Genomic DNA, 19,654 nt, shown 5'->3' with positions numbered 1-19,654 from the left:
CCGCCGCATCTCCCGCCTCGGCCACAACAGAACGGAACACCTGCATGCGTCGTCTTCTGCTGATCCTGAACGGCAAGTCTTCCCAGCGCGAGGATGTGCGCGAGGCCGTCGAGCGGCTGCGCGAAGAGGGACACGAGGTCCGGGTCAGGGTGACCTATGACGGGGACGATGCGACGGAATTCGCGCAGGAGGCCGTGCGGCGCGAGCCCGGCGAGCGGCCGCAGGTGATCGTCGCCGGCGGCGGCGACGGCACGGTCAACCAGGTGGTGGCGGCCGCCCTGGAGGCAGATCCCGCCACCGATTGCGCCTTCGGTGTGTTGCCGCTGGGCACGGCCAACGACTTCGCCACCGGCCTCGGCCTGCCGGTCGACGATCTGGTTGCCGCGCTGAAGCTGTGTGCGACCGGGACGCCGCGCCCCATCGATGTCGGCCGCATCAACGGGCGGGTCTTCGTCAACGTGGCGAGCGGCGGCTCGGTCACCCGCATCACCCGCGAGACCGACCCGCGCGCCAAGCGCCTGCTCGGCGGCGCTGCCTATCTCATCGCCGGCGCCAGCCGGCTCGGCGAGCTGTCGCCGATGCGTGCCGCCTTCACCGCCGACGGGTTCTCCTGGGAGGGCGATTTCATTGCCATGGCCATCGGCAACGGCCGGCTGGCCGGTGGCGGTGTGCCGCTTTGCGCCGATGCGCGCGTCGACGATGGCCGCCTCGACCTGACGCTGTTTCCCCAGCCCGAGGCGGAGCATCTGATGACGCTCCTGTCCGGCCTGCTGCGCGAGGCGGACAGTCAGTTCGACGGCTATGCCCGCAAGGCGAGCTTCACCCGGCTGACCATCGAGGCGGATGAAGAGATCGCGATCAATCTCGACGGCGAGCCGATGTCGGCCAATCGGCTCGACGTTTCCGTCGAGCCGGGAGCCCTGCGCTTCATCACCGGGCAGTAACGCCCGGCAGCAAAGCCTGGCAGTAGACTTGGCGTCAGACCGCGCCGGTGTATTCGCCGCGCGCCGGATAGTCGTTCTTGCGCACGAAATCGAGAGCGCCGACCATCTCCTGGAAATGCGGGCGCACGAAAGGCATCGTCTGCACCGAGGCGAAGTAGAGCGTGCCGTCGGTCCGCACCAGGAACACGCCCGGCTCGGAGAAGAGCTCCGGCTCCTCGATGCCGATGGAGGTCGTGCCGCGCCCGGCCGACGTGTAGAGCCCCCAGTCGCGGGCGACCTGCAGCGGCAGGCCGTAGCCGATGCGCAGGGCCTGCGCCCCGATCTTCTCCGCCATCGCTTCTGCCCGCTCCCTGTCGTCGGACGACAGGGCCAGCGTCGTCACGCCGCGCTCGGCAAAGGCCGGCGTCAGGCGCTCCAGCTCCTTCAGGTAGGTGGCGCAGATCGGGCAGTGCAGGCCGCGATAGAAGACGACGAGCGTGGCGAAGTCCGGGGTCTCGGCGGCCAGGTCGAAACGGCCGTGGGCGAGCGTCTCCAGCGCAAGCGCGGGAACCTTCTGGCGGGGAATCAGGGACATGGGCATCCTTTCGGAACTTTGCTTGGCGGGCGGTCGTCGCCGGCCATCCTTGTTGGCCTGTGCAAGATAATGTATGAAAGGAAAAGTTCAGTCCTCTTTTCATGATCGAGAGTTCAATGAACGATGCCAGCATGCCGCAAGGGCGCGTCGACCGGCTGTCGGCGCTGATCGACCGGTTCCGCATTTCCGCCTGCGTGCTGGGCACCGCCCTGCCGGCGGGCGAGCCGGCGCATCTGCTGCTGACGGGGGACGAGATCCTCGATGAGAACGAGCCGCTGGTGCTGCGGCGGCTGGTGTTCCGTGTCGACGGCACGCGCGAGGGCTGCCGGCTGCAGGGGCGCCTCGCGGTCGCCGCGCGGGTCGATCTCGGCGGACCGGGTTCGCCGCTTGCGACCGCGCTGCCGGAGGAGGTCTGCATCGATCTCGCCGAGGCCCCGGCACTGGCGGCGGTGGCCGCCGTGCTGCACGAGGAGGTGACCAGCCCGCGCTGCGGCGGCAAGGCCATCGTCGACCGTCTGTGCGAGATCGTCGTGATCCGCTTCCTGCGTCATGCCATCGAGACCGGGCAGGCACGGGACGGGCTGATCGCCGGGCTCGGCCATCCGCAGATCATGCTGGCGCTGGTCGCCATGCACGAGGCGCCGGAGCGGCGCTGGCGGCTGGAGGAGCTGGCGGGCATCTGCGGCATGTCGCGCACCGCCTTCGCCACCGGCTTCCGGCGAACCGTCGGCCAGACGCCGGGCGCCTATCTGCAGGCCTGGCGGCTGTGCCTTGCACGGCAGGAGATTGCGCGGGGAGGGGTGTTGAAGAGCGTTGCCGGCCGCGTCGGGTTTTCCAGCGCCTCGGCCTTCAGCCGGGCCTATTCGCGGCAGTTCGGCCAGCCGCCCAGCGATCACGCCCGGGCGGGCTTTTCCAGCGCGTAGACCGCGTCCGTCGCCTCTTCCAGGCGGGCGGCAATCGCCGCCTGGGCATCGAAAAGGCCGCGATTGTAGAAGGCGTTGCCGATCTCGGCGGCGATGAAGTCGAGGAAGGCCTCGGTCTCCAGCATGCCGGCCTCGGCGCCGAGTTCGTCGCGCAGGTAATCGCGCAGCCGGCGGGCGAGTTCCGCCTTTTCCTCGGCCTTGAAGGGAGACCCGGAGGCGGAACGGCTCATCGGTTGTCTCCCCTGTCTCGCCGCTTTCGCATCAGGCGGCGGCGAAGGCCCCGCAGATGCTCTCGAAGAAGGCGCGCCCGTCGGTGCTCGCCTGCTGCGCGTCGACGTAGTTTTCCGGGTGCGGCATCATGCCGAGCACGTTGCCGGCCTCGTTGGTGATGCCGGCGATGTCGTTGATCGAGCCGTTCGGGTTGGTGCCGCTCGCGTAGCGGAAGGCGACGCGATCCTCGCCCTCCAGCCGCGCCATGGTCTCGGCATCCGCGAAATAGTTGCCGTCGTGATGGGCGACGGGGCAGCGCCAGGTCTCACCCTTGCGCATGCCGGCGGTGAAGCGGTTGGCCGTGGAGGCGGTTTCCAGCTGCACTTCGCGGCAGACGAAGGTCAGGCCCGCATTGCGCATCAGGGCGCCGGGCAGCAGGCCCGCCTCGGTCAGCATCTGGAAGCCGTTGCACACGCCGAGCACCATGCCGCCGCGGGCGGCGAAGGCGCGGATCGCATCCATCACCGGCGCGCGGGCCGCGATGGCGCCGGAGCGCAGGTAGTCGCCGTAGGAAAAGCCGCCCGGCAGCACGACCAGATCGACGTCCGGCAGGCTGGTATCGGCATGCCACACGGCTTCGGGCTTGCGGCCGGAGACCAGCTCCAGCGCATGCATCATGTCGCGCTCGCGATTCGAGCCGGGGAAGGTGACGACGGCGGACTTCATGGCGGGAGGGCTCCCTTTCGGATCACACCAGGATCGGTTCACACCAGGAACAGCGCGGCGGCGAGCGCCAGCGCGGCCGGCAGGGCGATGAAGACCGCTGCCTTGATCAACAGGAAACGCAGGACCCTGGCACTGTCTTCGTCCATGCCGGCCTCCCGCGTCTCGCTGCCCGCGTTGCGGGCGATCCCGTCAGAGGATCTCGATGTCGTAGTTCTCGATCACCGTGTTGGCGAGCAGCTTCTCGCACATGGCGGCGAGATCGGCGCGCGCGGCATCTGCGTCGCGGCCGCTGATCTCCAGATCGAAGACCTTGCCCTGGCGCACGCTGTCGACGCCGGCGAAGCCGAGCGCGGCAAGGCCACCCTCGATCGCCTTGCCCTGCGGGTCGAGGACGCCGGATTTCAGGGTAACGGTCACGCGTGCTTTCATCGGGGGATGTCTCCGCAAGTCGGCGCCGGCGCGCGTTGGCGTCCACCGGCTGGGCAGTTGGCCCGCTTCTAGCGCGCTGGCCGCCCGGAAGGAAGGGGCTTTCGTGCGCTTTCCAGCAGCGGAAGGCGTTTCGCGGCCGGCTTTTCCCGTTCAGGCTCCCGCTCAGGGACAGCTTCGCCGATCTGCTATCGGGTGTCGCCGCGCTCTCTCCCCGCCTACCAAGCCTGCCATTGCAACGGCGATGGAGGGTTTCATGCCGATACTGGAAGACAAGGTCGCAATCATCACCGGAGCGAGCTCCGGGTTGGGAGCTGCGACAGCGCGGCTCTTCGCTGCGGAAGGCTGTGCCGTCGTTCTCGGCGCGCGGCGCCGGGGCGAGCTGGAGGAGGTTGCCGGGGAGATCGAGCGGGCAGGCGGCCGGGCGGCCGTGCTTGCCGGCGACGTGCAGGAGGAGGACTACGCGAGGGCGCTGGTCGATCTGGCGAAGGACCGCTTCGGCGGGCTCGACATCGCCTTCAACAATGCGGGCATGATCGGGCCGATGGGGCCGGCGCCGTCCCTGTCGCTTGCCGACTGGGACACGGTGCTCGCCACCAACCTGACCGGCGGGTTCCTCGGGGCGAAATACCAGATCCCGGCCATGGAGGAGCGCGGCGGCGGCTCGCTGATCTTCACCTCGACCATCGTCGGGCAGTCGGTCGGCCTGCCGGGCATGGCGGCCTATGGCGCCAGCAAGGCCGGGCTCGTCGGCTTGACGCGGGTGCTGGCGGCCGAGTTCGGCGCCAAGGGGATCCGGGTCAACGCGATCCTGCCCGGAGGCATCGACACGCCGATGGGGCGCGAGGCCGCATCGACGCCGGAGGCGCTCGCCTTCGTGGAGAGCCTGCATGCGCTCAAGCGCATCTCTTCGCCGCAGGAAGTCGCCGGGACCGCGCTTTATCTCGCCTCGCCGGCCTCCAGCTTCACCACCGGCACGGCGATGCTGGTCGACGGCGGCGTCTCGATCAACCGCACCTGACCTGATCCTCGCTGCAAGGCTTCCCTGAAAAGCCGAAAGCCCCGGCCGTTTCCGGTCGGGGCTTTCCGTGTCTTGTGCGTGCGAGGCGCGCGGCGATCTTACTTGACGAGCAGCTTACTTGACGAGCACCGGGCCCGTGCCGTTCGGCCGGTCATTGTCGTTGAGGATGCCGAGACGCCGGGCCACTTCCTGGTAGGCTTCCAGCATACCGCCGAGGTCGCGGCGGAAGCGGTCCTTGTCCATCTTCTCGTTGGACTGGATGTCCCACAGGCGGCAGCTGTCCGGCGAGATCTCGTCGGCGACGACGATGCGCATCATGTCGCCTTCCCACAGGCGGCCGCACTCGATCTTGAAGTCGACGAGACGGATGCCGACGCCCAGGAACAGGCCGGTCAGGAAGTCGTTGACGCGGATGGCCAGCGCCATGATGTCGTCCATCTCCTGGGGCGTGCACCATCCGAAGGCGGTGATGTGCTCCTCGGAGACCATCGGGTCGTCGAGCGCGTCGTTCTTGTAATAGAACTCGATGATCGACCGCGGCAGCTGCGTGCCTTCCTCGATGCCGAGGCGCTTGGACAGCGAGCCGGCGGCGACGTTGCGCACAACCACTTCCAGCGGGATGATCTCGACCTCGCGGATGAGCTGCTCGCGCATGTTCATCCGGCGAATGAAGTGGGTCGGGATACCGATCGCGTTGAGATGGTTGAAGATGTACTCGGAGATCCGGTTGTTCAGGACCCCCTTGCCATCGACAATCTCATGCTTCTTGGCGTTGAAGGCAGTTGCATCATCCTTGAAGTGCTGGATGAGCGTACCGGGTTCCGGGCCCTCATAGAGGATCTTGCCCTTGCCCTCGTAAATGCGCCGGCGGCGGTTCATAGGCACGTACCGTGTTTGAGAAAGAAAATCCATAACTGGCGGAGACGCTCCGGTTGACTGCGGTCCCGTGCCCTTTGTCGGACAGTGTCTCGTTCGGCCGTGGCCGGGGGCGGGACGGTCATCGGAAGGGCGCGAGAACGGCAGATGCGCTTTCGGCCCCCCGCTCGATGGCGCGGAACCTACACGATCGCCCCGTAAAGTACAATGAAGCCGCTGAAGAGATTTTGTCCGTCCCCGGCGACCCGGAAAGGGCGTGGCGGGGGAGGCGGAGGCCTGCTCGCGGGGCGATGTCGGGACGAGCAGGCGGCGTGCGACCGATACGCGTTGATTTGGTGGGTCGCGAAGGATATGCAAGGGCGCATCGGATCCCCATATGATGGCGGCACCGAACCCGATTTCAGCGCCTGCGGGCGCCACCGCTAGAAGGCAGGAGACTGACGCATGAGCACCTTCGACCGTCGCGAGGAGGCCTTTGAATCCAAGTTCGCCCACGACGAGGAGCTGCGCTTCAAGGCGGTGGCCCGCCGCAACAAGCTGCTCGGCCTGTGGGCGGCCGAGAAGCTTGGCCTCGGTGCCGACAAGGCACAGGACTACGCGAAGGAAGTGGTCCGCGCCGATTTCGAGGAGCCGGGCGACGAGGACGTGTTCCGCAAGATCCGCAAGGATTTCGACGATGCCGGCGTCGACCAGTCGGACCATCAGATCCGCCGGACCATGGACGAGCTGCTGCATCAGGCGGTCGAGCAGGTCCAGAACGAAGGCTGAGACGACACGAGGGGGCAGCGCCGAGGCGCTGCCCCTTTCGCGTTTCGCCGCATGACCGGAGCGGTCCGCGCCAGCTGCGGGCCGCCACACGCCGGACCCGGTTGCGGGTCCTTCCCACTCCGCCATTTCGGAAAATCCCGCCATGACCGCTTCCAAGCCCTCGCTTGCCGCCCGCCTTCGTGCCGACGAGACCGTGATCACCGCCTGGTCCACCCTGGCCGTGCCGGTTCTGGCGGAGCTGCTGGGCCGTTCGGGCTACGGCGCGGTGACGCTCGACATGCAGCACGGCGCCCATGACATCGCCTCGATCCGCGAGGGAATCGCCGCGGCCCGTCTCGGCGGTGCCCATGCGGTGGTGCGCCCGCCGGTCGACGATTTCGCCACCGTCAGCCGCGCCTTCGACCTCGGCGCCGAGGCGGTGATCATGCCGATGGTCAACACGGTGGAGGATGCGCTGGCGCTGGTCGGGGCGAGCAAGTTTCCGCCCGTCGGCGTGCGCAGCTGGGGCCCGCACCGCGCGGCCATGCTGCAGGGCGTGACGCCGGCCGAGTATCTCGCCTCCGCCAACAAGGAGACGGTGGCCTTCGCCATGATCGAGACGCCGGCCGCTCTGGATGCGCTGGACGAGATGCTGGCGGTGGAAGGCCTCGACGGCGTCTTCATCGGACCGGGCGACATGTCGCTGACCCTGTCGGAAGGGCGCGAGCTCGCCCCCAGCAGCGAGAAGGTGCAGACCATCGCCGCCGATGTGGCCAAGCGCGCCCGCGCCGCCGGCAAGGTCGCCGGCATCTTCTGCAACAACGCGGCGGACGCAAGGTCGGCGCGCGACATGGGCTTCCGCTTCATCTCCCACGGCATCGAGATGTCGATGCTGCTGGAGATCGCCAAGGCCCGGCTCGCCGAGCTCGACTGACGCTCTTCCGTTTCCGGTTCTCTTCGAAAGCGCCGCCCGGTCATCCGCCGGGCGGCGCTTTCATATGTGGCACCCCCAATGGGCAAATCCCTATGAGGTCGGGTGTCGCATTATGTTCGGGCTCTCGAACATTACGATGGCAGGCGGTGACGGGGCGGCGCCCTCGCGGGAACCGCGCGCCCCCGACCCTTGATCGGGAGTGCCTGTCATGTGGAAGCTTGCCGCCGTCCTCTTCATCGTCATCGGCCCGACCCTGGCCGGCGCCTTCGCGCTGGTGCCGATGACCTTCTACGGCATCAACGCCTTCGAGCCGTGGCTGCTGGCCGTGTTCGCCGGCGTCGGCCTGCTGCTGGCCGTGCCGGTGGCCTTGCTGGTCGCCCGGCGGCTCGTCGCGATGATGGGGCCGCGGCCGCGCGCCTTGTAAGGGCGCGCGGGAAAGGGCCGGGCGAGTGCGTCAGGCGCGGCCGATATAGCTCTTGAGGTCGTGCTGCAGGTTGTCGAGCGGCGGCTTGCCGTTCTTCAGCAACGGCTTTTTCGCCGGCGCGCAGCCGGGGAAATAGGGCTTGGCCACATCGCGCGGCAGCGGCTTCAGGACCTTCGCGGTCGCAAGGCCGAACACGTCGCCGCGCTTGGTGTCGAGCGTGAAGATGTTCTGGTTGTGGAAGCTGCCGCACTGGAAGCCGGCGGGCGCGTCCTTCATCGTCGGGTTGCGGGTGCCGGGACCGTAGTCGTAGCAGACCTGCAGCATGTCCTTGCTGTCGTCCAGCTTCCAGCGCCCCTCCAGGATGCGGGGGTTGCCCGGATACCAGAGCCAGGCGCGGCCGTCCGCCGAGGTGTAGGAGATCTGCGTGCCGTGCCCGGGCATGTAGGAGACGTCGGTGCGGTCGGTCATCATCTCTTGCGCATCGGCTTCCGTGTAGCGCGTCAGCCCGCGCAGTCGGTCCTTTTCCACGATGGCGCGTGCCGCCGGTGAGTCGTTCTCCGCGTTGCCGCAGGTGCTCTTCCGGTCGCGGGCCTGCATGAACAGCTCCCGCTCCTGCTGCAGCACTTCCTTGCTCGGGCCGCAGCCGGCGAGGACCATCGGAATCGAAAGCAGAAGTGCGGTGCGCAAGAAGGTCTTTTTGATTTTCATCGAAAGGTCTTTTCCAAGAAACGTGAGACTGCACGCGATCATCGGATGATGCCGCTGCTGTGTGGGAAGGCTTTGCGCCGGGACGAGCTTTGCTCGCGTCGAACTCGCCTCAAACTTGTATTTCCTGAAAATCTCCATATCAACGGCGGACGCGTCTGCCAAGCGAAGATCCGGAGAAACCCGGATGTCTTGCGGCAGGGATACTCAAAGATCTTTCAGGGCGTTGATATGTTCAGGCTTGTTGTTGTTTTTTCGCTTTGCCTCTTCGCAGCTTCCTGCACCAACGGGTAGTTCGGTTTCCGCTTTTTGCGGCACTAGAGGTTGGGCTCGGTACATTCTGAAGCCACATTCACGCACATTTCGGACATGTGCTGCTAATGTGAGATCATCCGTATATAGACAGACGATGTAGTTATAAGGTCAATTATAAATGGCGAGACATAAGCATTTCTACAGGGTAATTGATAAAGCGATCTGTGATGGCAAATTGGTGGAGCCGTTTGCCGCTGGAGATGTACAATCTGCCTGCCCAGAATACACGTTAACTCAGTGTCGTCACTATTTGTCTAGGCACTCTCAACGAGGGGCTGTCAGGAATTTTGAACTATTTCAAAGGGTTGGTAGAGGCAGATATGTACGACTTCCATTCTATGTAAAACGAGATGGTTATATTAATTTGCTTGAGCCGCTTTTTTTCCCGGAAGATCCGATAAGCAATGACATAATCCGGTACTTCGCATCTCTCCTACGTGTGATCGGTATGGAAGATAAGGGATGGGACCCCTATGCAGAGTCTCGTGCAATCCTCAATGATCTAAATGGGCTCTTCAAGCTAGAACTACCTAAAAGGTGGTTTCGCGAGCCTAACGAAACCCATTGGCGACTGGGCCTCCTACTTTACACGCATATCGTAGAGATGGACGCCCCCTATGAGGTGATTCTGAATTTACTCAGGTTTCAGGTCGGGGACGGATATAGCCCTAACCCATATTTTAAATATCTATCAGATAATGAAAAAAAGCATTTTAAAAGCCGTGGTATTTCTACTGGTAGGAAAATTGAGTTGATTAAATTTCTTTCGAATAAGGCTGATCTGAGTGTAGGAATGATATTTGATGATTTCTATAATAGCCGAATACGAAACGCGATAAGTCATTCGGATTACATTCTAACCGAAAAGGGGTTTCGGTGCCGGGGTGGAATCAGCGGAAATAGGGGGTTTGAAGTATCGTATAAGGAACTTGAGAATATCCTGCTATCCGCAAAAGCATTTATTGCTGCATTCTTCAGTGTCGAAAATACTGCTCGACGCTTCTGGGGTAATCAGGCCGGTCGGGCAATTCCATATGACAAATATTACAAAGGACTGATGGAGATACTAACTAACAATGATGGCCTAATGTGCGGGTTCAAGGTGCACTGGCCAAATGGGACTGATTCCACATATCGACGGACAGAAGACGGCATCGACATGGTGAATTGCATGCTAGCAACTCCGCAGAATACTTTAGAGTTTATGGTGGGATTATACGCCCGTGACCCCGGCACATTCAGTCCTCTTGTGGAAAAAAATGCGCAGCCTGTATACACAAATCGGGAACGAAGCACTTCGCCTCTTCATTGGCCTGGAGACGGTTGCGAGAATTAATAGCGGCTGGAATGTGTAATATCCGTGTTGGGCTATAAGCCGCCATTGATCGCATTGCCCCGGGTCACCCAGCCCAAATCAAACTCTTCCGTTTGGGTCAGTCCACTGGATGCGCCGGGATTGCCATTAACCTGGGTCCCCTCACAGGTCCTTCATCAGATAGGCGAAGGACATCAGGCCTTCCGGCCAGGGGCCGTGGCCGCTTTCCATGTTGATGTGGCCGGCATCGCCCGCATCCTGGAAATGCGCGCCCCAATCCTTCGCCATCTGCTCGGCCACCTCATAGGCGCAGTAAGGGTCGGTGCGGCTGGCCACCACCCGGGCGCGGAAGGGCAGGGGACCTTTCGGCACCTTGCTGAACTGGCCGGCGTCGAAGGCGGGCTTCGGCTCGGCACGGTTCAGGTCCGTGGGCGCCACCAGGAAGGCGGCCTTGATCTTGTCCGTGTCGAGCCCGTGGCCGTGCGCGGCGTGTACCGCGGTGATCGAGCCGAGCGAATGGCCGACCAGCACCACCGGGCGCTCCGCGGCCGCGACCGCCTCCTTCAAGGCGTCGATCCACTCCTTCAGCACGGGCTGGAACCAGTTGCGCTGGGCGATGATGCGCGCCGTCGGCATCTTCTCGCACCAGCGGTGCATCCAGTGGCCGGCCGGCGTGTCGCCGTAGCCGGGCAGCAGCAGGATATCGGTCTCGGCAATCTTCATGGCTGTGCTTGTCTGGCCTTGTGTTCACTGAGTGCGGTTTCCGCCCAGTTGGGCAGCGGGTGTTGGACGCCGAAGCTCGTCAGTCTGCCTTCGGCGCGTTTTATTGTGACGACCGCGTGCATGGTCGCGTGGGAGTTGTCGAACAGGACACTGTGGTCGGCGAGCTCCATCGCCTGCGGCAACAGGTCCAGGGTTCGCCGGTAGCGGTTCACGACCTTGTCGGTTTCGATGTCGTGCCCACCGTCCTTCACCCTCTTCGCCACGCGGGCGACATTCAGGTGCGGACTGTCCGTTGCCACGAAGAGCAGGCGGATGAAATATCCTGCAGTCTTGGCATCCCGCATGAAGTCGAGTTTGCTTTCGTGGGAGAAGACGGTTTCGAACGAAAAGTCGCGCCCGTCGGTCAGGCAGGCCCGGCGTTGACGTTCCGCTTCGTGAAAGGCCCACATCTCGCGCTCGCGGCGGCTGGAAAGTTCGGGAGCGAGGATGTGCCAACTGGCTTGGATGTCGTCGGCATTGATATAGTCTCCCAGATGGTATCCGTCGGCGACGAACTGGTTCCGGAGCGTTGTCTTGCCCGAGCCGTTGGGGCCAGCGAAGATGGTCAGAACCGGCGGCGCCGGATCAACCGACATTCGGAAGCTTCAACTTCTTCACGCGAGAGCTCTCGCCGCCCCGCTTCGCGGCGGAGGGGGGAGCGCTGGACGGGTCGATCTCGACGACACGTCCGTCGCGCAGCACCGGCAACGTGCCGCCGGTGTCGGCTGCGTGCCGGCGCACCGTTTCGCTCGCGCGGCGGGCTATGCCGTCGAGCGCGTCGAGGCTGAAAGGGTCCGGTGTTTTCGACATGTCGAAGATCAGTATGCCCTTGATCCGATAGAGGACAGGACGACGCCTGCCCTCGATCGGAATCTAGGCCGCATCGGGCGGGAAGGCAATACCGGCGCCAGTCCCCGCCCGCCGCGTGCAGCCGGCCGTCAGGCCTTGCCGAACACCCGGTCGAAGATCGTGCCGACGGCCTTGGTGTGGTAGCCGAGGTCGAAGCGCGAGCGGATCTCCTCCTCCGACAGGGCGGCGCGCACGTCGGCGTCGTTCAGCAGCTCCTCCAGGAAGTCGACATCGGCGCTGCCGTCCTTCTGGTAGCTGTCCCAGACCTTCATGGCGTTGCGCTGGACCAGGCGATAGGCGTCCTCGCGCGAGGTGCCGGCCTGGGTCAGCGCCAGCAGGATGCGCTGCGAGTGCACCAGGCCGCCGAGGCGGTTCATGTTGGCCAGCATGCGCTCGGGATAGACCATCAGCTTGTCGATGACGTTGGTCAGGCGCGCCAGCGCGAAGTCGAGCGTCACGGTGGCGTCCGGGCCGATCATCCGCTCGACCGAGGAGTGCGAGATATCGCGCTCGTGCCACAGGGCGACGTTCTCCATCGCCGGCATCGCGTAGGCGCGGACCATGCGGGCAAGACCGGTCAGGTTCTCGGTCAGCACCGGGTTGCGCTTGTGCGGCATGGCGCTGGAGCCCTTCTGGCCCGGCGAGAAGTACTCTTCCGCCTCCAGCACCTCGGTGCGCTGCAGGTGGCGGATTTCGGTCGCCACGCGCTCGATCGAGGAGGCGATGACGCCCAGCGTCGCGAAGAACATGGCATGCCGGTCGCGCGGGATCACCTGGGTGGAGACCGGCTCGACGGCAAGGCCCATCGCCTTGGCGACATGTTCCTCGATGCGCGGATCGATATTGGCGAAGGTGCCGACGGCGCCGGAAATGGCGCAGGTGGCGACCTCGGCGCGGGCGGCGATCAGGCGCGTGCGGCAGCGGTCGAACTCGGCATAGGCCTCGGCCATCTTCAGGCCGAAGGTCACCGGCTCGGCGTGGATGCCGTGCGAGCGGCCGATGCAGACCGTGTCCTTGTGCTCGAAGGCGCGGCGCTTGAGGGCGGCCAGCAGCGCGTCGATATCGGCCAGCAGCAGGTCGGCGGCGCGCACGAGCTGCACGTTGAGGCAGGTGTCCAGCACGTCGGACGAGGTCATGCCCTGGTGCACGAAGCGGGCGTCGGGTCCGACGATCTCGGCCAGGTGCGTCAGGAAGGCGATGACGTCGTGCTTGGTCTCGCGCTCGATCTCGTCGATGCGGGCGACGTCGAAGGTGGCGGCGCCGCCCTTCTCCCAGATCGTGCGGGCGGCTTCCTTGGGGATCACGCCGATCTCGGCGAGCGCGTCGCAGGCATGGGCCTCGATCTCGAACCAGATGCGGAACTTCGTCTCGGGAGACCAGATGGCGACCATTTCGGGCCGCGAATAGCGCGGGATCATGCGGGTGTCCTTCTCGGGCAGCGGCGGGGTGTGCCGGCTCCTTATCAGACGTGGCGCGGCGGCTCAATGCGCGCGAAGTACCACGAGAAGGCGAGCATCGGCAGGAAGACGAAAGGCAGCAGCGGGCGGGCGCCCATCACGGCGAAGATGTAGCTGGTCGAGGCGCCGGTGAAGGCGAACTGCCAGAACATCTCCATGGAGATCGTGCTGGTGTGCCATTCCGAATAATAGGAGCGCAGCTGCAGGAAGAAGAACACCGCGCAAAAGCCCGCGGTGCCGAGCGTCAGCGACAGGATCATGGCGGCAAAGCGCGCCGGCAGCCGCCCCTTGCGGCGGCGGAAGGTGAGCAGGCTCGCCAGCCCCCAGGCACAGAAGGCGCCGAGGAACGCGCTGACCGTGAACACGGTGACGACCCCGGCCGAGCGGCCCGTCAGGGCTTCGCCGCGCCAGAAGGTGAGCGCGGTCTCCGTCAGGCCGATGAAGGCGGCCCAGGCGATGGCGAAGACGAGCGGTCGCACGTGTCGGATCCATTCCATTCTCGCGCCGGGCGGCAGTGCCCGGCGCATTTCGCCGACTGTCGGCCGCGCCGGGCAGCCGGTCAAGCGGAAGGGAAGGCGGCTAATTCAGGCCGCGGCCGCGTCGGCGGCCTTGCGGATCGCCTCGATATTGGCGCGGTAGCCGGCAACGCCCTCGCCCTTGAACACGGCCGAGCCGGCGACCAGCACATTGGCGCCGGCTTTGGCGACCAGCGGCGCGGTTTGCGCAGTGACGCCGCCGTCGACCTCGATGTCGATCGGCCGGTCGCCGATCATCGCCTTGATGCGGGCGACCTTGTCGACCATCGCCGGGATGAAGGACTGGCCGCCGAAGCCCGGGTTGACGCTCATCACCAGTACCAGGTCGAGGCGGTCGAGCACGTATTCGATGACGCTTTCCGGCGTTGCCGGGTTCAGCGAGACGCCGGCCTTCTTGCCGAGCGCGCGGATCGCCTGCAGCGAGCGGTCGAGATGCGGTCCGGCCTCGGCATGCACGGTGATGATGTCGGAGCCGGCCTTGGCGAAGGCCTCCAGATAGGCATCGCACGGGGCGATCATCAGATGCGTGTCGAACACCTTGTCGGTGTGCCGGCGCATCGCCTTGATGACGTCCGGACCGAAGCTGATATTGGGCACGAAATGCCCGTCCATCACGTCGAGATGGATCCAGTCGGCGCCGGCCTCCACCACGTCGCGCACTTCCTGTCCGAAGGCGGAAAAGTCCGAGGCGAGCATGGACGGGGCAATGACGACGGGGCGGGTCATGGGCGGCGGCTCCGATGTGTGACCTTGGGGAGGCTGATCTGGCGCAAGCCGCTATCACAGGCACCCCGGTGCCACAAGCACCGCGTCCGCACCCGCGTGCGTCCTAAAGCCGCCCGGTGATCGCCAGATGCCGGCCGTCCGGCCCCTCGAAGCCGACCTGCTCCACCAGCACGATCACCGCGAAGGACGCCGGTCCCCCGTTCACCGGGTGATGCAGCACCAGCCGCTCGATCCGGTAGCCGAGCGCGCAGCCCCGGCTTTGCGGCAGGCGGGCATCGTCGTTGAGCACCCGCGTTTCGCCCTCGAGCGTCAGCGTCAGGCGGAAGCCCTTCATCCCGCCGAAGCCGTCCGGGCAGCGCGCCGGGCGCTCCACGGCGTGCTCGGTCAGGCGCAATTCCACCTGCGGGCCGAAGGCGGGCACGTCCGGGCGCATCGAGGCGATCATCAGGTGCGGATCGGCGCCGCGCTCGGTCGGCGGGTTGTGCGCCACCGTGTCGCCGCGGCCGGCAATCCCGGCCGAAACGATCAGGTCCCATGCCTCTTCGCGATTGGCCTCGCGGGTGCGCTCCAGTGCGGCCTGCGCCTGTGCGGGCGTTGCATCGCCCGTCTCGTCGAGCCGGCGGAACGGGCTGCTGCCGAGCCAGGCGTCCCGGTCGACGTCGAACACGTAAATGTTGGAATAGGGGAAGCCGGAGCCGTCCTGCGTGCCGTATTCCTCGAAGGCGAAGCGGTTGCCATCTGCCGAAAAGCCCATCACGTCGACCCGCGCATAGTCGCCGGCAAAGGCCGGCGTGGTGCCGAGCGAGACCAGCAGGGCGAAGGCGGTGGCCGCCAGCGGCGCGGCGGCAAGGGTGCGGGCTTTCGGCGTCAGGCGGCGCATGGGCCAGTCTCCCGGGTCGGGGTTGCGGTGCCCGCCAGACTAGCCGCCGGGCGCGGCGCTTCCGTGATCCCGGTCACGTTCCGCCTGATCGGCGGCGATGCGGTTGGCCAGCGGCTTGAGCAGCCAGGGCAGCAGGTAGATCGGCAGCTGGCCGAGCCCGAAATACAGCCAGGCGAGATCCGGCAGCGTTCCGCCCAGCGCGGCGACCAGGAGGCCCATGTTGCGGTTGCCGACCGCGTGGCCGATGACGAAGCCCTGGTCGCGGCGCACCCGCGAGAAGACCAGCAGCGTCACCCCCATCTGGGTCAGCGCCACGGCAAAGGTCAGCGCCGCCACCGCCAGGGTGAACAGGGGAGCTGCCATGAAGCGCTCGGCGACACCGTCCATCACCGCCACGGCGAAGATGAACAGGATCAGCACGTTCAGCCCGTCGATATGCTCCTTGGCGCCGACGACGCGGGCATTGCCGGCAAAGCGGCGAATCAGCAGCGCCATGCCGGCGGAGGCGGCGAGCAGCCCGGTCAGGCGCAGGCCGAGCGCGAAGGCGTCGATGGGCAGGCTCTCGCCGAGCAGCAGCCCGCCGATCAGCGGCGCGGTGATCGGCGTCAGCAGCATGCCGCAGCCCACCAGCGCCAGCGACAGCGCTCCGTCGAGGCCGATCAGCGCGATGAAGGCCGGCGCCGACATGATCGGCGGGGCGGCGGTGACGATGAAGGCGGCCAGCGCGATGTCGGGATGCAGGGCGGTCAGGCCGCTGACCTTGAGCAGGAGCCCGACAGCGATCGGCACGGCCAGCAGCATCCACACCAGCGACAGGGCCACCAGTTTCGGCCGGCGGACATGGGCGACCACGGCGACCGGATCGACCCGCAGGAAGGCCAGCACCAGCAGCACGAAGATCGCTTCCTCGACCAGCGGACGGAACAGCGCCGAGAGCGGCGGCAGCACCATGCCGAGCAGGGCGCTGATCGCGACGGCCCGGGTGCCCTGGCGTCCGAGCCAGGCAAGAAGGGAGAGCGGCAGGGCGAGTGCCGGCATGTCGGACACTTTCCGAAAAAAGGAGGCGTGTGGCGCCGCAACGGCGCCGGGCGGGAACAATTTCAGGACCTTGAGTATCGTGGAGAGCGTCTTCCACTTGCAAGGCGATTGTGAACGGTGTCGAAAAGCGTATGCGCAGCTTCGACGCGATCGTCCTTGGCGCCGGCATCACCGGAACGAGTGCCGCCCTGCACCTGCAGGGGCGGGGCCTGCGCGTGCTTCTCGTCGACCGGGATGCGCCGGGAGAGGACGCAACCCGGGGCAATGACGGGCTTTTGGGCCGCGACGGCTACTCGCCGGTGCCCGTGCCGTTGACCCTGCCGGGCATCGTCGGCAGCGCGCTGACCCGGCGCCGGGGCTTCGGCATCGATTCGCGCTCGCTGCCCGACCTGTCGCGTTTCTTCGCCGAATGCCGGCTTGCCGCCCAGCCGGCGGCGGTGGCGCGTGCCGCCCGCGCGCTCGCCCCGTTGCAGGCGGTGGCGGCGGCCGAGCATCTCGCCCTGGCGCGGGCGGCCAGCGCCCTGCGCTTCTTCCGCCGCACCGGCTGGATCAAGCTGCTGCGCTCGCCCCGCGCCTGCGAACTGGCCGAGATCGACCGGCATTTCGCCCGCATTCTCGGCGTGCCCTATTCGGATCTCGATGCGGTCGAGATCGTCCGCCTCGAGCCGCATCTGCGCTCGCTGGAGGAAGCGGCGATCTACTGGCCGGAGAGCCAGTCGGTCTCCTCGCCCGGCGGCGTTGCCAAGGCCTATGGCCGGCTCTTCCGCGAGCGGGGCGGGGAGGTGGAGATCGGCGATGCCGCGACGCTTCTCGACACGCGGCAGGGCTATGCGCTGCGTACCGTGCGCGGCGAGGTCGGCGCACCCATCGTCGTGCTGGCGCTGGGCGCGGGTGTGACGCCGGTGCTGGCGCGCTTCGGCCTGTCCATGCCGCTGGCCGCCTGCCGCACCTATCATCGCCACTTTCGCGCCGTGTCCGGCGTGTCGCTGACCCGCCCGGTCACGGATCAGGAGGGCGGCTTCACGCTGACGCCGATGGAGCGCGGGCTGCGGCTGGTCGGCGGCACGGAGCTGATGTCGACGGCCCGCGCGCTTGCCGGCGTTCCGGTGCGCGCCAATGCCCTGCACCGGGCCGCGTCCATCGCCAAGGGGCTGCTGCCGCTCGGCTCTGCGGTGGAGGACCTGCCGGTCGCGGGCGTGCGCGTCTTCGTGCCGGACCAACTGCCGATCGTCGGCGAAATGCCCGGCATGCCGGGCCTGTGGCTGTCGGTCGGCCACATGCGCGACGGCTTTTCCCTCGCCCCCGCGATGGCGCGGCTGCTGGCCGACCTCGTCACCGACATGCTGCCGCTGGCCGACCCGCAGCCCTATTCGCCCTCGCGCTTCCTGGTCGGCTAGGCGCCGTCGCGCGCGGCGAACTCCGCGATCAGCTGGGGAAACTCTTCCGGCGGCGGGAAACCTTCGAAGCTGCGCGCCACCGGCAGCTCGACCCAGGCGAGCTTTTCCGCCGTCATCGTTTCCATGAAGGGGCGCGACCAGCGCTCGTCGTCGAACATGGTCGGGCGGACGTTGACCACCGCCTCGAAGCCGGTGATGCGGGTGAACATCCATGTCTTGCAGAACGGGCAGAAATAATGGTCGAGCTGCGGCCCCTGGATGCCGCCCTTCACCGGCTCGCCGGCGGTGACGGAAAACGCCTCGGCCGGCACCATCGCGGTCAGCGAAAAGGCGCTGGAGCTCATCTTCTGGCAGCCCCGGCAATGGCAGGCGGCGGTCATCAGCGGATCGGCGGTGATCGCGATCGTGGTCGCCCCGCAGCGGCAGCTCCCCGTCAGCGGCCCGGCAGTGTGTCCCATCGTCTGTCCTTTCCCGAAGTGGTGTTTCCCGAATGCGCCGCACCCGATTGCGGCATCGCGAGCCTGCACCCGCGCGCCGCCACTCTGCCCTGTCCGCGTGCAGGGTCAAGCGGATGCGACCATTGGCTGAGGGGAGGCGCACGGCCTCCCATCCCCTCTGCCGTCACCCCGGCCGCAGGCGAAGCCGGAGTGCCGGGGCCTATTGGTTTCCAGAGCGGCAGTGAGGACACGCCCACGCGCGCCCACACACCGTGTGTCATCCCGGTTTCGGCGAAGCCGAAGACCGGGATCCAGTAACCCCGAGCGGTTCGGCTCAGACCTCGGCGTTGTCGCAAGCGCTCTTCGTCGAGGGGCCGCCGCTTTCGCAAACCCACACACCCCGGCGGATACTGGATGCCTGCCTTCGCAGGCATGACAGCGGTGGAGGTGGCGAAGCGCTCCCGCCTCACGCTTGCCGAGGGTGCCAATGGGTGCCGGGTCGCGGCTGCGCCTTGCACGGGATGACGGCCTGAGAGAGGGGCATGGCCTCCCATTCCCTCTGCCGTCACCCCGGCCGCAGGCGAAGCCGGAGAGCCGGGGCCTATTGATTTCCAGAGCGGCCGCGAGGATGCGCCCACGCGCGCCCACACACCGTGTGTCATCCCGGTTTCGGCGCAGCCGAAGACCGGGAACCAGTACCCCCGAGCGGTTCGGCTCAGACCTCGTCACTGCCGCGAACGCCCTTCGCCGAGAGGCATCCGCTTTCGCAACCCCACACGCCCCGGCGGATACTGGATGCCTGCCTTCGCAGGCATGACAGCGGTGGGGATTGCGGCGCTTCCCCCTCACGTCTCGCGAATCGGCAGCGCCACCGTGTGCTTCACCGTGCTGACGACGATGCGCGACTGCACGTCGGAGACCAGCGTGTTGTCGAGCAGCTTCAGCCGCAGGAAGTCGTCATAGGCCTTGATGTCGCTGGCGACGACCTTGATCAGGTAGTCGACCGCGCCGGTGATGCGCTCGCAGATCACCACCTCCGGCCAGCGCTGCAGCAGCTTGTCGAAGGTCTCCATGTTCTCGCGGCTGGGCACCGCCAGCTTGACGAAGGCATAGGCGACGAAGCCGAGCCCGACCGCTTCCCGGTCGACCACGGCGACGACCTGGCGGATCACGCCGGTCTCCTTGAGCTTCTTGATGCGGCGCCAGCACGGGGTCTGGCTCATGCCCGCCTCGCGGGCGATTTCGGCGATGGAGAGGGAGGCATCCCGCTGCATGATCTGCAGCACGCGGATATCGGACGGATCCAGAAGGTTTTTTTCGCTCATGAGCTGTCGAGGGGAAATTCCGTGCGGTTTTAGGGTCTCTTTCGGGCACGATAGCACAGAATTTCACTCATAGAAGGAGCATATTGGGTCCCAGCAGCTTGCGCGGG

General features: G+C 66.3%; 25 protein-coding genes. 8 read left to right on the top strand and 17 right to left on the bottom strand.

Annotation, left to right across the window (positions count from 1 at the left end; all coding sequences use genetic code 11):
- Nucleotides 1–44: 44 nt before the first annotated feature.
- The gene (gene yegS, locus BBX35_RS05430) at nt 45–944 is read left to right on the top strand and encodes a lipid kinase YegS (RefSeq protein WP_067216899.1); all 900 of its coding nucleotides are present in this window, start codon (nt 45–47) and stop codon (nt 942–944) included.
- Nucleotides 945–978: 34 nt separating this feature from the next.
- Here yegS and BBX35_RS05425 read toward each other — a convergent pair whose 3' ends face one another.
- Nucleotides 979–1,518 carry a peroxiredoxin-like family protein gene (locus tag BBX35_RS05425; protein WP_067216896.1) on the bottom strand — a complete coding sequence of 180 codons (540 nt, stop codon included), beginning with the start codon at nt 1,516–1,518 and terminating at the stop codon, nt 979–981.
- Between the two features lie 116 nt (nt 1,519–1,634).
- Between BBX35_RS05425 and BBX35_RS05420 the strand changes: the two genes are divergently transcribed.
- Nucleotides 1,635–2,441, top strand: coding sequence for a helix-turn-helix transcriptional regulator (locus BBX35_RS05420; RefSeq protein ID WP_067216893.1), 807 nt, complete (start codon nt 1,635–1,637; stop codon nt 2,439–2,441).
- On the opposite strand, the gene BBX35_RS05415 is transcribed toward BBX35_RS05420, so the two are convergent.
- The 4 genes from BBX35_RS05415 to purS are packed head-to-tail and all read right to left on the bottom strand — an operon-like array spanning nt 2,411 to nt 3,806.
- Entirely contained in the window at nt 2,411–2,671 is a 261-nt protein-coding gene (locus BBX35_RS05415) for a DUF2164 domain-containing protein (protein WP_067216890.1), read from the bottom strand. The two genes, BBX35_RS05420 and BBX35_RS05415, sit on opposite strands and share 31 nt — an antisense overlap.
- Nucleotides 2,672–2,702: 31 nt before the next feature.
- On the bottom strand, nt 2,703–3,377 hold the full coding sequence (gene purQ / locus BBX35_RS05410; RefSeq protein WP_067216888.1) for a phosphoribosylformylglycinamidine synthase subunit PurQ: 675 nt from the start codon (nt 3,375–3,377) through the stop codon (nt 2,703–2,705).
- 38 nt (nt 3,378–3,415) lie between these two features.
- Complete coding sequence (locus tag BBX35_RS23850) at nt 3,416–3,523, bottom strand: phosphoribosylformylglycinamidine synthase-associated small membrane protein (protein WP_199680979.1); 108 nt, start codon at nt 3,521–3,523, stop codon at nt 3,416–3,418.
- A 43-nt stretch (nt 3,524–3,566) separates the two neighbouring features.
- Nucleotides 3,567–3,806 carry a phosphoribosylformylglycinamidine synthase subunit PurS gene (gene purS / locus BBX35_RS05405; RefSeq protein ID WP_067216885.1) on the bottom strand — a complete coding sequence of 80 codons (240 nt, stop codon included), beginning with the start codon at nt 3,804–3,806 and terminating at the stop codon, nt 3,567–3,569.
- A gap of 253 nt (nt 3,807–4,059) precedes the next feature.
- Between purS and BBX35_RS05400 the strand changes: the two genes are divergently transcribed.
- Entirely contained in the window at nt 4,060–4,824 is a 765-nt protein-coding gene (locus BBX35_RS05400; protein WP_067218240.1) for an SDR family oxidoreductase, read from the top strand.
- A 114-nt stretch (nt 4,825–4,938) separates the two neighbouring features.
- On the opposite strand, the gene purC is transcribed toward BBX35_RS05400, so the two are convergent.
- The gene (purC, locus tag BBX35_RS05395; RefSeq protein ID WP_067216881.1) at nt 4,939–5,736 is read right to left on the bottom strand and encodes a phosphoribosylaminoimidazolesuccinocarboxamide synthase; all 798 of its coding nucleotides are present in this window, start codon (nt 5,734–5,736) and stop codon (nt 4,939–4,941) included.
- A 408-nt stretch (nt 5,737–6,144) separates the two neighbouring features.
- On the opposite strand from purC, the gene BBX35_RS05390 reads away from it, so the two are divergent.
- The 3 genes from BBX35_RS05390 to BBX35_RS05380 all read left to right on the top strand — a co-directional run bounded on the left by BBX35_RS05390 (nt 6,145) and on the right by BBX35_RS05380 (nt 7,805).
- A complete protein-coding gene (locus tag BBX35_RS05390; protein ID WP_067216879.1) occupies nt 6,145–6,468 on the top strand; it encodes a DUF1476 domain-containing protein in 324 nt (107 codons plus the stop codon).
- A 142-nt stretch (nt 6,469–6,610) separates the two neighbouring features.
- Nucleotides 6,611–7,381: an HpcH/HpaI aldolase family protein gene (locus BBX35_RS05385; RefSeq protein ID WP_067216877.1), complete on the top strand. Its 771-nt coding sequence runs from the start codon at nt 6,611–6,613 to the stop codon at nt 7,379–7,381.
- 208 nt (nt 7,382–7,589) lie between these two features.
- Nucleotides 7,590–7,805, top strand: coding sequence for a hypothetical protein (locus BBX35_RS05380; protein ID WP_067216874.1), 216 nt, complete (start codon nt 7,590–7,592; stop codon nt 7,803–7,805).
- 30 nt (nt 7,806–7,835) lie between these two features.
- On the opposite strand, the gene BBX35_RS05375 is transcribed toward BBX35_RS05380, so the two are convergent.
- The gene (locus tag BBX35_RS05375) at nt 7,836–8,513 is read right to left on the bottom strand and encodes a hypothetical protein (protein WP_067216872.1); all 678 of its coding nucleotides are present in this window, start codon (nt 8,511–8,513) and stop codon (nt 7,836–7,838) included.
- Nucleotides 8,514–8,943: 430 nt separating this feature from the next.
- Here BBX35_RS05375 and BBX35_RS23320 point away from each other — a divergent pair, with 430 nt between their 5' ends.
- On the top strand, nt 8,944–10,161 hold the full coding sequence (locus BBX35_RS23320; protein WP_141687814.1) for a hypothetical protein: 1,218 nt from the start codon (nt 8,944–8,946) through the stop codon (nt 10,159–10,161).
- Between the two features lie 141 nt (nt 10,162–10,302).
- On the opposite strand, the gene BBX35_RS05370 is transcribed toward BBX35_RS23320, so the two are convergent.
- From BBX35_RS05370 to BBX35_RS05335, 8 genes are all read right to left on the bottom strand, one after another.
- Nucleotides 10,303–10,863 carry an RBBP9/YdeN family alpha/beta hydrolase gene (locus BBX35_RS05370; RefSeq protein WP_067216870.1) on the bottom strand — a complete coding sequence of 187 codons (561 nt, stop codon included), beginning with the start codon at nt 10,861–10,863 and terminating at the stop codon, nt 10,303–10,305.
- Nucleotides 10,860–11,498, bottom strand: coding sequence for an ATPase (locus BBX35_RS05365; RefSeq protein ID WP_067216865.1), 639 nt, complete (start codon nt 11,496–11,498; stop codon nt 10,860–10,862). The genes BBX35_RS05370 and BBX35_RS05365 overlap by 4 nt, the downstream gene beginning before the upstream one ends.
- Nucleotides 11,488–11,712 carry a hypothetical protein gene (locus BBX35_RS05360; RefSeq protein ID WP_067216863.1) on the bottom strand — a complete coding sequence of 75 codons (225 nt, stop codon included), beginning with the start codon at nt 11,710–11,712 and terminating at the stop codon, nt 11,488–11,490. Before BBX35_RS05360 ends, BBX35_RS05365 begins: the two co-directional genes overlap by 11 nt.
- Before the next feature lie 128 nt (nt 11,713–11,840).
- Nucleotides 11,841–13,169, bottom strand: a complete 1,329-nt coding sequence (gene purB / locus BBX35_RS05355; protein WP_067216860.1) for an adenylosuccinate lyase — start codon at nt 13,167–13,169, stop codon at nt 11,841–11,843.
- Nucleotides 13,170–13,213: 44 nt separating this feature from the next.
- Complete coding sequence (locus BBX35_RS05350; RefSeq protein ID WP_097173512.1) at nt 13,214–13,687, bottom strand: hypothetical protein; 474 nt, start codon at nt 13,685–13,687, stop codon at nt 13,214–13,216.
- A 105-nt stretch (nt 13,688–13,792) separates the two neighbouring features.
- Nucleotides 13,793–14,470, bottom strand: a complete 678-nt coding sequence (gene rpe, locus BBX35_RS05345; protein WP_067216856.1) for a ribulose-phosphate 3-epimerase — start codon at nt 14,468–14,470, stop codon at nt 13,793–13,795.
- A 103-nt stretch (nt 14,471–14,573) separates the two neighbouring features.
- On the bottom strand, nt 14,574–15,350 hold the full coding sequence (locus BBX35_RS05340) for a DUF2259 domain-containing protein (protein WP_067216853.1): 777 nt from the start codon (nt 15,348–15,350) through the stop codon (nt 14,574–14,576).
- A gap of 39 nt (nt 15,351–15,389) precedes the next feature.
- Nucleotides 15,390–16,388 (bottom strand): sodium:proton symporter, encoded by a 999-nt coding sequence (locus BBX35_RS05335; RefSeq protein ID WP_067216850.1) that lies wholly within the window; start codon nt 16,386–16,388, stop codon nt 15,390–15,392.
- A 131-nt stretch (nt 16,389–16,519) separates the two neighbouring features.
- Here BBX35_RS05335 and BBX35_RS05330 point away from each other — a divergent pair, with 131 nt between their 5' ends.
- Nucleotides 16,520–17,785, top strand: a complete 1,266-nt coding sequence (locus tag BBX35_RS05330) for an NAD(P)/FAD-dependent oxidoreductase (protein ID WP_067216847.1) — start codon at nt 16,520–16,522, stop codon at nt 17,783–17,785.
- On the opposite strand, the gene BBX35_RS05325 is transcribed toward BBX35_RS05330, so the two are convergent.
- Together BBX35_RS05325 and BBX35_RS05320 are read right to left on the bottom strand one after the other, a co-directional pair.
- Nucleotides 17,782–18,243, bottom strand: a complete 462-nt coding sequence (locus BBX35_RS05325) for a GFA family protein (RefSeq protein WP_067216844.1) — start codon at nt 18,241–18,243, stop codon at nt 17,782–17,784. The two genes, BBX35_RS05330 and BBX35_RS05325, sit on opposite strands and share 4 nt — an antisense overlap.
- Nucleotides 18,244–19,067: 824 nt before the next feature.
- Nucleotides 19,068–19,547, bottom strand: coding sequence for an Lrp/AsnC family transcriptional regulator (locus BBX35_RS05320; protein WP_067216841.1), 480 nt, complete (start codon nt 19,545–19,547; stop codon nt 19,068–19,070).
- Nucleotides 19,548–19,654: the final 107 nt, after the last annotated feature.

The organism is Stappia indica, assembly GCF_001696535.1.
In the GTDB taxonomy this organism is placed as follows: Bacteria; Pseudomonadota; Alphaproteobacteria; order Rhizobiales; family Stappiaceae; genus Stappia; species Stappia indica.
This window is presented reverse-complemented; position numbering and strand designations above follow the sequence as displayed.